Genomic DNA, 14578 nt, shown 5'->3' on the forward strand with positions numbered 1-14578 from the left:
CGATAGCCATCAAAAGATTCATTTTTCGCAGTACCGCTTTGAATCTTATATCTATTTATCACAAGGAAATCACACATGGATCGCCGTTCTTTTTTGAAAACCTCAGCTTTTGGTGGCGCGTCCGCAGTAGCAACCACAACATTGGCAGCCCCCGCATACGCACAAGGCAAACGGACTTTAACAATGGTCACAAGCTGGCCACGCGGTTTAGCGGGCGTTTGGGACGCCGTTGAAGCCTTTGCAAAATCCGTCACTGACATTTCCGAAGGCCAACTGATGATTGAACCCAAAGCTGCGGGCGAATTGGTCGGCGGTCTTGAAGTCTTCGATGCCGTCACATCCGGTCAAGCTGACATGTACCACAGTGCGGATTACTACTTTGTCGGCCAACATCCAGCCTGGGCCTATTTTACAACTGTTCCATTCGGCATGTCTGCGCCGGAAATGATGACATGGTATTACGGTGCTGACGGTATGCAAAAGCACCACGAGCTAGGGGAAATCTTCGGGTTGAAACCGTTCATTGCAGGCCAAACAGCGGCGCAAGGTGGCGGTTGGTTCCGCAAGGAAATCAACTCCGCAGATGATTTCCTAGGCCTTAAATTCCGTATTCCAGGTCTTGGTGGTGAAGCACTTTCTAAACTCGGCGCGTCAGTGCAAACCATTCCGGGCGGAGAAATCTATCAAGCGCTTTCAACTGGCGCTCTCGACGGCACAGAGTGGATCGGGCCTTGGGCAGACGAAAAGCTGGGGCTTCAAGAAGTCTGTGACTTCTACTACCCAGCGGGCTTCCACGAGCCAAATGGTGCGATGACCGTTGCAACGAACTTGGAAGTCTTCGACGATCTGACCACAGGACAACAGCGGGCCATCGAAGTGGCTGCAAGTTCGGCTCATCAGGGAAGTTATGCTCAGTTCATGGCGAGCAATGGCCCTGCGCTTAAGCGTCTTATCGCTGGCGGAACTCAAATCATGTCATTCTCTGACGATGTTTGGGATGCCTTTGGATCAGCCTCTAAAGAGGTTCTCGACGGTTACATGGACGACAGCCTTTTCGCTGATATCCGCGCATCCGCTGAAGCCTCTATGGCGGCAACATCTGGTTGGTCTGGCCGCTCGGACAACATTTACACCGCACAGCGTGACCGCGTTCTCGCAAACATGAAGTAAACCATTTAACATATTGAAAAATAAAGATGCGCACCTGTTAGGCTGCGCATCTTTTCATTTTAACCGTTCGAGTTCTGACTATCATTCGTCTGAGAGATGAGGTCTCAACGCGCCTTAAATAGCCCGCCCAAGATACCGCGTACGATGCGCCGTCCTGTTGTGCCTTTTAGCTCTTTAATCACCAGATTGGCGACAGATTCCCCAATCGAATCCGACGAGGACGACCGACGAGATGACGACTTTCCATAGGATTTAGATTCGTATCGGCGCGCTTTTTTGAACTCGCGTTCCAATTCTGCGCGGTGCTTTTGCTCGGATTTTGCCTCTTTGGCAGCCAATTCTGCAGCCTCTTCAGCGGCCTCGGCCTCTTGTGCGGCTTTTGCGGCCTCATCAGCGCGTTTGCTCAAAAGCTCGAACGCGCTTTCGCGGTCCAAAACGGTCTCGTATTTGCCCGCAATCGGCGAGGTTGCAATCACCCCTGCCCGCTCTAACGCACTCAAAGGTCCAAGTTGCGACGACGGAGGGCGAATTAGCGTGCGTTCCGCAATTGATGGCACACCTTTGGCCTCTAACATAGATGTCACGGCCTCGCCTGTGCCCACCGATTTGATTGCCTCTTCAATGTCAAAACGCGGATTGATTCGGTAAGTTTCAGCGGCGCGCTCAAGATTTTTTTGGTCCCGCGCCGTAAACGCCCGCAACGCATGTTGAACGCGGTTGCCCAACTGGCCCAAAATATCATCCGGCACATCGGCAGGGTTTTGAGACACAAAATAGACACCAACACCTTTGGACCGGATCAAACGTGCCACTTGTTCGACCTTATCGACCAATGCTTTGGGCGCATCATCAAACAGCAAATGTGCCTCATCAAAAAAGAACACCAATTTCGGTTTGTCAGGATTGCCGATTTCCGGCAGCTCTTCGAACAACTCAGACAAGAGCCACAGCAAAAACGTTGCATAAAGCCCCGGCGAAGACATTAATTTATCCGCCGCCAAAACCGAAATACGCCCGCGCCCATCGGCATCAGTGCGAATAATATCCGACAGGTCCAGCGCCGGTTCGCCAAACAATTTGTCACCACCTTGGTTTTCAAGCACCAAGAGACCGCGTTGGATAGCGCCGATCGAGGATGCGGAAAGATTGCCGTAGCGCAGGGTCAGATCATCGGCGTTTTGACCACACCAGACCAACAAGGCTTGCAGATCTTTGAGGTCCAGCAAGGGCCAGCCTTGCTCGTCGGAGACCCGAAACGCGATGTTGATCACGCCTTCTTGGGCGTCGGTCAGTTGCAACATCCGCGACAACAACAGCGGCCCCATTTCGGCGACAGTTGTACGAATGGGATGGCCTTGCTCGCCAAAGAGATCCCAAAAGGTGACGGGAAAGCTTTCGTATAGGAATGTGGTGAAATTGATCGTCTCGTTGCGCGCCATAAAAGGCGCATGCAGTTTGCCATCTTTGGACCCAGCCTTGGCAAGCCCCGACAGGTCTCCTTTGACGTCAGACAAGAACACAGGCACACCCGCGTTAGAGAACCCTTCAGCCAGAATTTGCAAAGTGACGGTTTTTCCAGTGCCCGTGGCCCCTGCGATCATCCCATGGCGGTTGCCGTATTTCAGCAAAAGCTGTTGTGGTTCTTTGTAATCGATCCCGCCACCGCCAATAAAAATTCCGTCACTCATCTTATTGTTTCTCCAACTGATTCCGCGCCTGTTGCGGATCACTATATCTATCGTTGCGCGTAACAATACAATTTTAACCAAGTGATGTCAGTATCACATATGTTCTGGTCATGTCCTCCTAGGTCAGAACAGACTTCCTCCCTGTCAGACTGGCCGCGCGTGACGAAAGCCACCGCGGCCTCTTTTTTTGTCAAACCTCAAACTCAGCATTTTTTCATCTAAATTATAGTTGACGGCATATATCTTCTTGCCTAGATTTTTCATCAATGCGTCGGCCATGTCCGACAGGGAGCAAATTGATCTGACAGTTTGACAAGATCACCAAAGGGGTGCCATGCGAAAAATGGCACCCCTTTGAGACTTTTGAAGGCTGGTCATCTGTCTCAAACCTGCGCAAGCAAGAGTTTGCCTGTTTTGCCAATAACCAGTGTTTTTGGGCGAAATCGAGTGAATCCCGCCTGACACTCCCAAATCTACATGATAGAAAATATTCAAATTGACCCAAGCATTTATGGATTTCATATGAACTTCGCGAACAGCACTAAAACGTTCACCCTGAGCACAGTCATTTCACTTGGATTGTGTTTTTCTGCTGCGGCGCAAGACGCAGAGCCTGCCGCACCAGAGGCAACAGCCACGGTCCCAGGTCTCAGCACAGGCACGCCCGTTGATGAAACCGGCGGCATCGGTCAACCTTACACGCTTGAGCAGCACGGCGATTGGAACATCAATTGCCTCAAAGCGCCAGAAGGCCAATCAGACCCCTGTTCCATGTTCCAATTGCTTCAGGATGACCAAGACAATCCAGTGGCCGAGATGTCTTTGTTTCACCTTGGCAATGGCGGCATTGAAGGCGCGGCCACAGTCACTGTACCTTTAGACACTTTACTCACAGAGCAACTGACATTGACTGTCGATGGGGCAAATGGGCGTCGTTACCCATTCTCAGTATGTGCTCCAGCGGGTTGCCAAGCACGCATTGGTCTTGCCACTGCAGATATAGATCTGTTGAAAAAAGGCTCCAAAGCCACATTGACCATCGTGCCCTCTGCAGCGCCTGACGTGCAAGTGCCTGTGTCCGTGTCTTTGACCGGTTTTACCGCGGCCTATAACCGCGTGACAGAAATTAACTTGGCAGCGCGTGCCGCGGCAACACCTGCCGCAGAATAAACCAACTGCACACTCAAAAAAACGACCGTCACAGATGATGTGACGGTCGTTTTTTATGGCTCATCGCGTTTTAAACTAAGAGGCTTTGCGCAGGGCAATCACCGCATTCAAACCACCAAAAGCAAAGGCGTTTGACAGCACCACATCCACATCCGCATCGCGCGCCTCATTGGGCACCACGTCCAGCGCACATTCGGGATCGGGCTCTTCATAATTGATCGTAGGCGCGATCACCCCGTCTTTAAGCGCCATGATACAGGCCAAAAGCTCAACAGCACCAGTACCACCAATCAAATGCCCATGCATCGATTTGGTCGAAGACATCATAACAGTATCCGCATGATGTCCCAGCGCATCTGCCACTGCGGCGCATTCGGTTTTATCGTTGGCAGCCGTTCCAGTGCCATGGGCGTTGATATAGCCAATGTCTTCGGGGTTGATCTGCGCATCAGCCATCGCGCCAGCAATGGCCCGCGCTGCGCCCTGTTTGGAGGGCATCACAATATCAGAGGCATCCGAAGTCATAGAAAACCCGATCACCTCACATAAAATCTCAGCACCGCGGGCTTTCGCGTGCTCATACTCTTCGAACACGAAGACCGCAGCACCTTCGCCTTGTACCATACCATTGCGGTTGAGACTGAATGGCCGGCAGGCGTCTTTCGACATCACCCGCAGACCTTCCCATGCTTTGACGCCGCCAAAGCACAGCATGGATTCTGATCCGCCTGTGACCATCGCCGTCGCCATGCCACAACGCACCATGTTAAACGCCTGCCCCATCGCGTGATTGCTTGAGGCGCAGGCCGTGGCCACCGTGAAACTTGGCCCTTTAAGGTTGTATTCCATCGAGACATGCGAACAGGATGCGTTGTTCATCAGCTTGGGCACCACGAAAGGATGAACGCGGTTTTTGCCCTCTTCATAAACCATGCGGTAATTGTCATCTTGGGTGTTCAAACCGCCACCAGAGGTGCCAAAAATCACCCCTGACTTAGCTGCAAGATCGCCGATGAATTCCAAACCCGATTGCTCGATCGCCTCTTTCGCTGCCGTCAACGCAAACTGCGTGAAACGGTCATACAAAGCGATTTGCTGACGATTGAAGCGGTTTTCAGTGGTCCAGCCATGAATCTGTCCGCCAATTTTGATCGACAGCCGGTCCACATCACGAAATTTCAGTTCTGATATGCCGCAATGGCCCTCGCGCATGGCCTCTAAGGTTGAAGGCACATCGAGCCCCAGAGCGTTGACTGTGCCCGCCCCCGTAATCACCACGCGTTTCATGACGATTGCTCTGCTATCAATCCTTGAACTGCTTTGACAATCGCCGCCACGGAAGAGATATCAAAATCTGATTGATCAGGCTCGTTTGCGTTAAACGGCACTGAAATATCAAAGGTTTCTTCGATGGCAAAAATACATTCCACAAGGCCGAGACTGTCGATTCCAAGGTCATCTAGGCCTTGGTCGTCGCGCACGTCACTGGGCTCAAGCACGGCTTGCTCGGCGATGATTGCGATAATCTTTGTTTTGATCTCATCAGACATTTCGGTGTCTCCATCTTTCACGGCCTGTATAGGATTTAGACCGAAACATTTGGCTGTAAAACAGAAAAATATGACAGTTGGGTGTCAAAAACTGTGGGCTTAAGCGCCCTTATCCTTTTGAGACGTGAGGTCTTTAAGAATACGTGGCAAGCGTCGCAAGGACTTATACATATCGATATGGGTTTGCATAGCGACCGCAGGATAGCCCATCATCGCCTTGCCTTTGGGGACATTCGACAACACACCAGATCCCGCGCCGATAATGGCACCCGATCCAATGGTAATATTGTCGGCAGCCCCAGCTTGGCCGCCCATGACGCAGAAATCGCCCAAGACCGTTGAGCCCGCAATACCAACTTGCCCGCAGAGCAAACAGTGCTGGCCGACAATCACATTGTGACCGATATGTACTTGGTTATCGAGCTTACTGCCCGATCCGATTTGTGTGGCCCGAATGGTGCCTTGATCGATGGTAACATTGGCCCCAATCTCAACATCATCGCCAATGATTACACCGCCGATTGAGGCGATGCGCAGCCAGCTTTGGCCCTTGGCCTCTACATTGGCCCCAAGGCTTTCGCGCGCTTGCTCAACGGCAGAGACCTCTTGCGTGACAAACGAAAATCCATCGGCACCAATCACGGCACCGGGTTGAATATAAATACTTGCGCCAATCTGTGCCCGCGCGCCAATCCGTACGCCGGCATGGATTACCGCGTCAGGGCCGATGTGAACACCTGCGCCCACAGTCACTTGCGGCGCGATCTGGCAACGATCACCGATGACAGCGCCAGCGCCAATCACCACCAGCGGACCGATTGACACATCAGCGCCTAAGGTCGCCGTAGGATCGACCACGGCGCTGGGGTGAATGCCTTTTGCAAGGCCAAGACCTGCATCAAAACTGGCTGTGATCGTGGCCATTGCCAAACGCCCACGGCGCACCAAAATGGCTGCCTCCAATCCGAACGACGTCCAATCCGCCCCCTCCCAAAGCACTGCCGCACGCGCAGACCCATTGGCCAGTTCTGGTGCAAACTTTGGGTCCATCGCCAAAGCGATGTGATCGGCATCAGCGGTTCTGGGCTCACTGGCAGACCTCACAAGCAATGCGCCATTGCCTTCAAATGGCGCGCCGATGCGCTGTGCCAAGTCTGAAATTGTGATGCCTGTCATGATGAAACCTTTGAGAATACATGTGTTCCTTTGACATAATGCCTCAAGGCACGCATGGAAAGGACCGAGGCCAAACTTGGCCGCAAGTTTTGTCGTCTCGCTTGCGCCACAAACGACAAAGGGCGCCCCGCAGGACGCCCTTTAAACTTATATGAACGGTCGTTTAGCTGCCAACTGCGCGCAGTTGAACGCCTTGTTTTTGCAAAGCAGACCAAATTTTCGCATCGCGGCCATAAACGTCACGACGGTACTCCATGCCACCTTTCGCAACCGTCAACGCCGTGCGGTAAACGATGTGCACAGGCACTTGCTCTTCCAACCCGACAACAGATTCAACGCCAGATTTCAAACGTGCCTGAAACAGCCCCACTGGGTCGTTGGATTGCTTGGCAAGCAAAGCGTAAGCAAAATCAAACGGATCTTGCAGGCGCACACAGCCATGTGAAAACGCGCGGGCTTCGCGTGCGAATAGGCTCTTGGACGGTGTGTCGTGTAGGTAAATGTTGTACTTGTTTGGGAACATGAACTTCACCAGACCCAAAGCATTGCCGTCCGACGGAGGTTGCTTCAGGTTAAACGGAAAGGTTTTTGATGTGTAGGCATTGAAGTTCACATTGGCCCGGTTCACCGTACGACCACGCGAATCCACCAAACGCAAATGTCCCGCAGCCCCTGCGTTCTTTTGCATCAAAGGCAAATATTCGCGAACAGCAATAGAGCGAGGTACATTCCAAGTTGGATTGATCACCATGTGCTCCATAACGTCCGAAAACTCTGGTGTGCGGCGGTGGGAATCATTGGCACCAACAACTGAGCGCGTTTGAAACGTCACATTGTCATTGTCGATGATCTTGGCCGTGAAATCGGTGATGTTCACCCAGATATGGCGTTTACCGCGTTCGATATTCATCCAACGTTCACGTTCCAGCGCCACATGAACCAACGCGAGGCGCTGTTCAGGCTCGACATTCAACTCTTTCAATGTCCCCGCACCCGCGACACCATCAGCAGACAAACCATGACGCTGTTGGAACAATTGCACCGCTTTTTGGATGTTTGCGTCATAAACAGTGCTTGCATTGCGCTTGAGATACCCCATCGCGATCAAACGGTCGCGCAAGGCCACAACATTCGCGTTGGATTGACCTGGTTCAAGCGCCTTGCCGCTGACCTGAGGTCCCCAACCGCCCTTGCCAAGTGTTTTTTCCAGCACAAGTTTTTCTTTAAGCAAACGCGTATATTCTGGCGACTTAGGCATCAAGCTTTTCAAAAAAGCCGCTGGCGTAGACTTTGCGAAACTGTCCATAAGCGACACACCATCACGGTACGGAACTTGGCGCACAATTTCGCCGTCGATGCGTGATGGGATCAATTGACCTGTTTGCATGTCTCTGGCGTAGTCCAAAAACAACGTCGCCATTGCCACTTCTGCACGGCCCAAATCACGTTCGGATTTGATCGCGCGCATATTCGCTTTCAACAGGCTCGTGTCATAGGGCGCAATCCCATGTTCCGGCGCAGCATCTAACGCACGCAACAAAGCCTGACGACGATTGCGGGCACGACCCGTATTATCGGCAAAGATCGGTTTATAGCCTGTCGCACGATAGTAATCCGACAGATCTTTGGATTTGGATGCGGCCTCAGCGATGGATTGCATCATAGCAGTCACTTGCTGGGCAGAAGCTTTATCAGGGGCCGCAGCGATAAAGGCCATCGAAAAAATGGCAATGAAACCGAACCGTAAGCTCTGCGACGCGGCGGACGCTAAACGCGACGTGAGTGCTGCGCGTGGTGCTGAAAAGAAAAACATGATCATCCTCAAAAAAGTCAGAAAACTAGCGTTCAAAATACACAATTTCCCTCACTATGTGAGGGGGAAACTGGCCAGAAATGCCCCCTGTGGTCACCAAGGCACACATTTTATCGTGATCAAAAGCCCCCGCAGTTCCCCTTGTTTTTTTCAAAAACAGACATGTGTCCGATCGTATCTTCCAATGCCAGCTAGAGTTTTCAGTCTAAATGCGCAAATTTCTGCCTACTTTCGGCCATTTAATGCCGCATGATAAAGGGAGGCTTGGAGGGTGATTCACTTTATGCCATAAGACTGACAGGCATATCAGTGAATTCAGACTGATGAATAAGATTGATCAAGCCAAAGTTTCAAAATTGCTTTGGTCCACCCAATATTTCATCAGCGCGACTATGGTTTGCGTCCAAGACCTCCTTGAGGCAAAGCCCTGACCTTTTTGTATCCTCTTTTGGGGACGATCTGGGTTAATATTGAAGACAGTGAATGCGTTAGAATGTCGCAAAACGGCACAAACGAACAAACCGCGTTGAGGCGGGAATGATAAAAACGGGACGCTTGAGATCATGACGACAGACAAGTCCAGTACACTTACACGGCGCACACTTTTGCGCAGCTTTGCAGCCGCTAGTCTTTCTGCTGCTCCAGTTTACGCCAATGCAGCAGGGTTTCTGCGCGGGTCTGGCGACATTCGTAGATTGCGCATGTATTCAGGCCGTACCGGCGAAAGCATCGATACCATTTATTGGGTCGAAGGCGAATATATCAAAGAAGCCCTCAAAGAAGTCACCTATTTCTTCCGCGACTGGCGCAACAACAAAGTAAAATCCATCGACGCCCGCACCATCGACATTATGGCCGCCGCGCATGGATTGATGGACGTGAATGAGCCTTACATGTTGCTCTCCGGCTATCGCTCCCCTGAAACGAACAACATGCTGCGCTCTCGCTCAAGCGGAGTTGCCAAGAATTCGTTACACATGAAGGGCGAAGCTGCAGATTTGCGCCTTAAATCTCGCTCTGTGAGCCAAATGGCATCTGCTGCCAAAACCTGCTCTGCTGGCGGTGTTGGAGCCTATCGTGGCTCTAACTTTGTACATATGGATTGCGGTCCCATCCGCACTTGGAACGGCTAGACGGCCCCCATCGCATCACAGCCTCAACAGCATTGACTGTCAAAAATGAAAGCCGCCCCAAAGGGCGGCTTGTTTATTTGTCGAAAAGCCCAGTCAGGCAAATGCACTTATTCACAAACCAGCTCTGGCAATTCCAATTCCAGAATATCACGCACCGCATTTGCGGCCTCTAAACCCTTTTTCACAAAATGCTCTGTATAGAACTTGATGTGATCTTCGGTGGAATGAAAATGATGCGGCGTCAAAGACACCGAGAACATCGGCACTTCTGTTTCCAGTTGTGCTTGCATTAACCCTGACACCACAGCGTCAGCGACGAAGTCATGGCGGTAAATACCGCCATCAACGACCAATGCCGCGACAACGATGGCATCATATTTACCGGTTTTTGCCAAACGTTTCGCCAAAAGCGGCGCCTCGAATGCACCGGGGACATTATAAACATCCGTGGTGGCGTTTGGCGCATGCTCCTTCATTTGTGCGAGAAAACCAACATGGGCTTGATCCACAATATCGGCGTGCCAACGGGCACGAATGAACGCGATACGAGGAGAAGATGTTTCGAAATTTGAAGTCATATTTGTCATTTTGGAACCCTTGAGTTTACACTGTTAGGTCCCAGAGCTCGAAGGAACGCGCACTGCGAGCCAAAGCCCCCTGCCCGCATTCCATTCTCTACCATCCGGACTTTAACCGTCGGTTCTGGAATTTCACCAGATCTGCTGACCCAAGCCTTTTCACGTGCGAGGCGCTCGCGGACTATAACCGCCGGTGGGGAATTACACCCCGCCCTGAGAACTGATTTGAATTTACGGATGGTCAGGAAAAAGGTCAAGAGCGCCCCTGCGGATAAAACACTCTTGTGAATGTGGTTTTTGAATGTGGTTTTTGACAACAAAAGGACCCGCTAAGTTTCCTTAGCGAGCCCCGTAAACACCGTTTGGCGAGTTTAAACCTGCAAAAACTTTACAAGGTTTCGTGTTGATCCGTCTTTGTCAGCGCCATCCTGAGTGCCTGCCAATACAGGTTGCAAGGCAACAGCAAGCTCTTTGCCAAGTTCAACCCCCCATTGGTCGAAAGAATTGATCCCCAAGACGACACCTTCGACAAAGACGCGATGCTCATATAGAGCAACAATCTGTCCCAAAACGAATGGGGTTAAGCGCTCGTAAGCCAGTGTTGTTGTTGGGCGATTGCCTGGGAACACGCGATGGCGTGCTTGGCGTTCAAGTTCCGCCCCCTCAAAACCTTTGGCACGCATGATGGCACGCGCCTCATCCAAGGACCGGCCGCGCAACAACGCCTCCGATTGCGCCAAGCAATTGGACACAAGCAATTCATGTTGATGCTCAAGACCCGCTTCATGGCCGTATTTTCCAACCATAAATTCACATGGAACAACCCGTGTCCCTTGGTGAATCAGTTGATAAAACGCGTGTTGGCCATTGGTACCAGGTTCGCCCCAAACAACAGGGCCAGACTCAAATGGCAAATCTTCACCATCCATTGACACGCGTTTGCCGTTACTTTCCATTTCCAACTGCTGCAAATAGGCCGGCAATCGCACAAGACGTTGTTCATATGGCAAAACCGCACGCGTGGCGTGACCGCAGACTTGATTGTGCCAAATCCCCGTCAAAGCCAAAAGCGCAGGCAGGTTTTCGCCCCAAGCTGCAGTGCGAAAATGTGTGTCCATCGCTTGCGCACCACGCAAGAAATCCGCGAAATTCTGTGGACCAATCGCCAGCATCAAAGGCAGACCGATAGGGCCCCAAACAGAATAACGCCCCCCGACCCAATCCTCGAATCCGAAGACAAGATCAGGATCAATGCCAAAGGCTGCCGTTTTGTCACGCGCGGTTGAGAGCGCCGCAAAGTGGCTTGAAATACCGTCTTCGCCGACATGTTCAACAAGCCAATCCCGTGCGGTTTGGGCGTTGGTCATTGTCTCGATCGTCGTGAAGGTTTTAGAGGCAACAATAACCAATGTCGTCAAAGGGTTAAGACCCTTCAACACATCATAGATATGCGCACCATCAACGTTGGATACAAAATGACACTGCGGCCCATCGGTATAGGGGCGCAGCGCCTCATAGGCCATAACTGGCCCAAGATCAGATCCGCCGATCCCGATATTGACGATATTTTCAAACGGCGCATTGGACGATGAGGTGATGTTTCCACGGCGCACGCGATCTGCAAAATCGTCCATGCGTGCCAAAACATGACGCACATCTTTCATGATGCCTACGCCATCGACGGTGATGTCATCGCCATCAAGATTGCGAAGCGCCGTGTGCAAAACGGCGCGCCCTTCGGTGTCGTTGATCTTTTCACCACTGAACATCGCATCGCGTTTTCCAGCCACATCGGCCTGTTCAAGCAGATCAATCAAAGCGGCCTTTTGCGCTGCATCGATATTGGTTTTTGAGTAGTCAAACAAAAGCCCGTCCGCTTCGACAGAAAACGACTGAGCCCGCGCGGCATCATCGGCAAACAGATCAAGAATGTGGCGATCTGCGGCTGCTGCGTTCAATGCTTTCAATCCGGAAAAATCAACGGACATGGTATCTCCTATCAGGGGGTGACCCCATTTTAGTCTTAAACAGTTTATGTGTCCCTAATGGGGTAAGGCGAAATCAGCGCACAGATTGGGCCATCTACAACAGGTTTTATGCAGCCCAATGCACAGTTGCACCTTGCAAGAAAGCAGCAATCGGCGCATCGAAAGGTTGTAATTTACGAGCCCGTTCCAAAGCATCACGTTTTTCGGTACCTGTGATCAGAATATGTGTAGAGACGGCTGATTTCAAAGCCTTAGCAGACAGGGTGATCCGCGGTTCTGGCGCACCGGGCGCACGCATCGCAAGCAAGGTCGGTGCATCATCAGATAGACCAAGCGCGAGTTGATCGGCACCGGGAAACAGGCTTGCCGTATGCATATCAAGCCCCATGCCAAGCACCAAAACATCGAGTGGCAATGCGGCATCAACGGCAGGCATCAAACCATCCAAGCCCTCTTCAGGTGTTGGCACGTCCGTGTGCAACGGAATCAAAGCCGCCCCTGCGGCATGTCCCGTGACCAAGCGTCGTTTGAGCAAAGCCGTGTTAGACCGATCAGAGGTTTCGGATACCCAGCGTTCATCGTTGAGCAAAATATCGATCCGATCCCACGCCAAAGGGACCCCTGACAACGTGTCGAAAATCGGCCCCGGCGTGGTGCCGCCCGGCACGCATAAAGACGCACGATCCGAGTGGTCCAGCGCCGCTCGCAATTCCCCCGCGATGATATCCGCCAAATCAAGCATCAAGGCATCACGGTCAGCATACTCTATAAAGTTCATTCTTTGATCTCCCGCCACGCACGGTTTTCACGCTTGAGCATCAAAGCCGCATCCTCGGGCCCAGCAGAGCCGACATCATAGAGTTTTGGCACATCGTTGCGTGCTTTCCAGCCGTTGATCAACGGGTCGGTCCACGCCCAAGCGGCCTCGACTTCATCGCCACGCATAAACAGGGTTTGGTTGCCACGGATCACATCCATGATCAAACGTTCGTAGGCATCTGGCACATCATCCTCATCGCCCAAAGCATCGGCAAATGACATATCCAGCGGCACATCGACAAGACGCATCCCGCCGGGACCAGGTTCTTTGATCGTCACCTGCAACGTCATGCCCTCATTGGGCTGCAACCGAATGCGCAAGACATTGGCATGTGTGCCTGCCTCTTCGCCAAATATCGAATGCGGGGTCTCTTTGAACACAACAGCAATTTCAGAGGCGCGCGCTTTGAGTTTTTTGCCCGTACGGATGTAGATCGGCGTATTCGCCCACCGCCAGTTGGCGATTTGACAGCGCAGCGCGATATAGCTTTCGGTCCGTGATTTTGGATCACCCGCGTCGTCGCGGTAGGATTGCTCAGTCTCCGTCGCGTCATACTGACCGCGCACGATGTGATGCGGCGCAATAGGTTCTAAGGCACGGATAACTTTTAGCTTTTCGTCACGCACAGCGTCAGGATCATATTTGCTTGGTGGTTCCATCGCGATCAGGCACAACAGCTGCATCAAATGGTTTTGCACCATATCGCGCATGGCGCCTGCACGGTCATAATATTCACCGCGCCCGCCCACACCGACAGTTTCCGCCACTGTGATCTGAATGTGATCGATGTATTGCGCGTTCCACAAAGGTTCGAACAAGATATTGCCAAACCGTACAGCCATAAGGTTTTGCACGGTTTCTTTGCCAAGGTAATGATCGATGCGGTAGATTTGCGTCTCGTCGAAATGAGCCGCCAAATCGCCGTTCAAAGCCTTAGCTGTCGCCAAATCACGCCCGAATGGTTTTTCAACCACGATGCGGCTGTCAGCATCAGAAATACCGTTCATGTGCAACCGCTCTGCAATCGGGCCGAACAGGCTGGGCGCGACTGAGAAATAAAAGGCTTTGACAACATCGTTGCGCATCAAGGCTTTTAATTCAGACCAACCGCCCTCGCCTTTCGCATCGATGGTGACATAGTCCAACTGCGCCAAGAATTCTTCGATGTTACATTCGTCGCAATCGTTCTTTTCAGAGAACTCATGTATGGCGTCACGCACGAGATCACGGAACTCTGATGTGCCAAAGTCAGATCGTGCCGCACCAATGATGCGGGCGTCACTGGGCATTTGGCCAGAACAAAAACGACGGTATAAGCCCGGCAAAATTTTGCGGCGGGCCAGATCGCCCGTGCCACCAAAAATAACCAAGTCGAAGGTCTCGACCGGAATGACGCGTGACGCCATGTTGTGTCTCCTTTGTGTGTTCAAGCGACGCTGTTTACGCGGACCGACTTAACCATTGTATTTCACCGCTCCGACAGCTTTTCCCA

Annotated in this window: 12 protein-coding genes and 1 riboswitch; of the genes, 3 read left to right on the top strand and 9 right to left on the bottom strand. The window is 52.0% G+C overall.

All coding sequences use genetic code 11. The features are described from left to right. Positions 1-75: 75 nt before the first annotated feature. Positions 76-1170 (top strand): TRAP transporter substrate-binding protein, encoded by a 1095-nt coding sequence (locus tag KO497_RS04960; RefSeq protein ID WP_215942865.1) that lies wholly within the window; start codon positions 76-78, stop codon positions 1168-1170. Between the two features lie 104 nt (positions 1171-1274). On the opposite strand, the gene KO497_RS04965 is transcribed toward KO497_RS04960, so the two are convergent. Beyond that, positions 1275-2858 carry a helicase HerA-like domain-containing protein gene (locus tag KO497_RS04965; RefSeq protein WP_215942866.1) on the bottom strand — a complete coding sequence of 528 codons (1584 nt, stop codon included), beginning with the start codon at positions 2856-2858 and terminating at the stop codon, positions 1275-1277. Between the two features lie 522 nt (positions 2859-3380). Between KO497_RS04965 and KO497_RS04970 the strand changes: the two genes are divergently transcribed. Then, positions 3381-4028: an invasion associated locus B family protein gene (locus KO497_RS04970; protein ID WP_215942867.1), complete on the top strand. Its 648-nt coding sequence runs from the start codon at positions 3381-3383 to the stop codon at positions 4026-4028. A gap of 75 nt (positions 4029-4103) precedes the next feature. Here the strand turns inward: KO497_RS04970 and KO497_RS04975 are convergent, their stop codons facing one another. From KO497_RS04975 to KO497_RS04990, 4 genes are all read right to left on the bottom strand, one after another. After that, a complete protein-coding gene (locus KO497_RS04975) occupies positions 4104-5315 on the bottom strand; it encodes a beta-ketoacyl-[acyl-carrier-protein] synthase family protein (protein WP_215942868.1) in 1212 nt (403 codons plus the stop codon). Next, on the bottom strand, positions 5312-5578 hold the full coding sequence (locus KO497_RS04980; protein ID WP_215942869.1) for an acyl carrier protein: 267 nt from the start codon (positions 5576-5578) through the stop codon (positions 5312-5314). Before KO497_RS04980 ends, KO497_RS04975 begins: the two co-directional genes overlap by 4 nt. A 99-nt stretch (positions 5579-5677) precedes the next feature. Further along, complete coding sequence (gene lpxD / locus KO497_RS04985; RefSeq protein WP_215942870.1) at positions 5678-6754, bottom strand: UDP-3-O-(3-hydroxymyristoyl)glucosamine N-acyltransferase; 1077 nt, start codon at positions 6752-6754, stop codon at positions 5678-5680. Positions 6755-6917: 163 nt separating this feature from the next. After that, positions 6918-8567, bottom strand: coding sequence for a L,D-transpeptidase family protein (locus tag KO497_RS04990; protein WP_354668090.1), 1650 nt, complete (start codon positions 8565-8567; stop codon positions 6918-6920). Between the two features lie 563 nt (positions 8568-9130). On the opposite strand from KO497_RS04990, the gene KO497_RS04995 reads away from it, so the two are divergent. Beyond that, positions 9131-9700: a YcbK family protein gene (locus tag KO497_RS04995; protein WP_215942871.1), complete on the top strand. Its 570-nt coding sequence runs from the start codon at positions 9131-9133 to the stop codon at positions 9698-9700. Positions 9701-9807: 107 nt separating this feature from the next. Here KO497_RS04995 and KO497_RS05000 read toward each other — a convergent pair whose 3' ends face one another. From KO497_RS05000 to zwf, 4 genes are all read right to left on the bottom strand, one after another. Continuing rightward, positions 9808-10278: a 6,7-dimethyl-8-ribityllumazine synthase gene (locus KO497_RS05000; protein WP_215943027.1), complete on the bottom strand. Its 471-nt coding sequence runs from the start codon at positions 10276-10278 to the stop codon at positions 9808-9810. Positions 10279-10366: 88 nt separating this feature from the next. After that, positions 10367-10503, bottom strand: a riboswitch (FMN riboswitch). Positions 10504-10649: 146 nt separating this feature from the next. Continuing rightward, complete coding sequence (gene pgi, locus KO497_RS05005) at positions 10650-12266, bottom strand: glucose-6-phosphate isomerase (RefSeq protein ID WP_215942872.1); 1617 nt, start codon at positions 12264-12266, stop codon at positions 10650-10652. Positions 12267-12372: 106 nt separating this feature from the next. After that, positions 12373-13044: a 6-phosphogluconolactonase gene (gene pgl / locus KO497_RS05010; RefSeq protein WP_215942873.1), complete on the bottom strand. Its 672-nt coding sequence runs from the start codon at positions 13042-13044 to the stop codon at positions 12373-12375. Beyond that, positions 13041-14492, bottom strand: a complete 1452-nt coding sequence (gene zwf / locus KO497_RS05015) for a glucose-6-phosphate dehydrogenase (RefSeq protein WP_215942874.1) — start codon at positions 14490-14492, stop codon at positions 13041-13043. Before zwf ends, pgl begins: the two co-directional genes overlap by 4 nt. Positions 14493-14578 lie beyond the last annotated feature (86 nt).

Source organism: Pacificibacter marinus (assembly GCF_018860665.1).
GTDB classification, from domain to species: domain Bacteria; phylum Pseudomonadota; class Alphaproteobacteria; order Rhodobacterales; family Rhodobacteraceae; genus Celeribacter; species Celeribacter marinus_A.

Excerpts from the sequence above, each read along its gene's own strand:
- KO497_RS04990 (WP_354668090.1), bottom strand. The coding sequence starts at position 8,567 with ATGTTTTTCTTTTCAGCACCACGCGCAGCACTCACGTCGCGTTTAGCG.
- KO497_RS04970 (WP_215942867.1), top strand. The coding sequence starts at position 3,381 with ATGAACTTCGCGAACAGCACTAAAACGTTCACCCTGAGCACAGTCATT.
- KO497_RS04980 (WP_215942869.1), bottom strand. The coding sequence starts at position 5,578 with ATGTCTGATGAGATCAAAACAAAGATTATCGCAATCATCGCCGAGCAA.
- KO497_RS04995 (WP_215942871.1), top strand. The coding sequence starts at position 9,131 with ATGACGACAGACAAGTCCAGTACACTTACACGGCGCACACTTTTGCGC.
- KO497_RS05000 (WP_215943027.1), bottom strand. The coding sequence starts at position 10,278 with ATGACTTCAAATTTCGAAACATCTTCTCCTCGTATCGCGTTCATTCGT.
- zwf (WP_215942874.1), bottom strand. The coding sequence starts at position 14,492 with ATGGCGTCACGCGTCATTCCGGTCGAGACCTTCGACTTGGTTATTTTT.
- KO497_RS04965 (WP_215942866.1), bottom strand. The coding sequence starts at position 2,858 with ATGAGTGACGGAATTTTTATTGGCGGTGGCGGGATCGATTACAAAGAA.
- pgl (WP_215942873.1), bottom strand. The coding sequence starts at position 13,044 with ATGAACTTTATAGAGTATGCTGACCGTGATGCCTTGATGCTTGATTTG.
- KO497_RS04960 (WP_215942865.1), top strand. The coding sequence starts at position 76 with ATGGATCGCCGTTCTTTTTTGAAAACCTCAGCTTTTGGTGGCGCGTCC.
- pgi (WP_215942872.1), bottom strand. The coding sequence starts at position 12,266 with ATGTCCGTTGATTTTTCCGGATTGAAAGCATTGAACGCAGCAGCCGCA.
- lpxD (WP_215942870.1), bottom strand. The coding sequence starts at position 6,754 with ATGACAGGCATCACAATTTCAGACTTGGCACAGCGCATCGGCGCGCCA.
- KO497_RS04975 (WP_215942868.1), bottom strand. The coding sequence starts at position 5,315 with ATGAAACGCGTGGTGATTACGGGGGCGGGCACAGTCAACGCTCTGGGG.